This window comes from Alphaproteobacteria bacterium, from assembly GCA_025800285.1.
Classification (GTDB): domain Bacteria; phylum Pseudomonadota; class Alphaproteobacteria; order JAOXRX01; family JAOXRX01; genus JAOXRX01.
Genome location: JAOXRX010000040.1, coordinates 1 through 703, shown reverse-complemented (window position 1 = coordinate 703; position 703 = coordinate 1). Strand labels below are relative to the sequence as shown.

Here is a 703-nt window from a genome sequence, read left to right as displayed (position 1 = left end):
GATTAAATAATGCTATAGCTGTTAAAATTTTAAAAGAAAATGATATACCTTTACCAAGTCTTATCAAAAAAGAAAGTCTTAAAACAATAAAAGCCTACCAAAAAAAATCTGAAGATTTACTCAAAGTTTATCATGATTTATTGAGTAATAAAGCTAAATTCGATATAATTGGAGGAGTGAGTAAAGCTTTTGCCAGAAATAAAAATCCCCATAATGATACATTGTTACAAATTTCTTATTATAATGTTCTTGGTGAATATATGAATAACATTAACAAACTTGCAAATATTGCGAATAAAACAGGCCAAGGTATCATCCATTTCAACCCTCAACAACTTGTTAACAGACTTGAATTACTCGCTGGATCTATCTTTGCTGGAAACAATGGTGTAAAGCAAGAGTTTTCTCAAATCGTTCATCTTCTTCATCAACTCAAAGTCATCACAAAAATGAAATATTTGCTTGCGAATAGGATTTTTTGTTTTTCCCTGACAATCTCTTTTAAATTATCTTGTTGCGTTTCGGGTTGCGTGACAACATCCGGGCATGTACCGAGAGGTCATGGGGCTAAATCAAATGATGCTCCCTCTAGGGGCATGCGTTACTATTGCACAGTCAATTGCTGTCGCGTCATTCCATTCTTTGACTCGCTGTGGAAGGAGTGTTTTTTATCGTTAAGAGGTAAGCTATTAGTCTTTTTACT

General features: G+C 33.6%; 1 protein-coding gene. It reads left to right on the top strand.

What is annotated here, in order from left to right; all coding sequences use genetic code 11:
- Positions 1-703: hypothetical protein (locus OIF36_02625; protein ID MCV6599358.1), on the top strand; the 703-nt coding region annotated here is incomplete at both ends.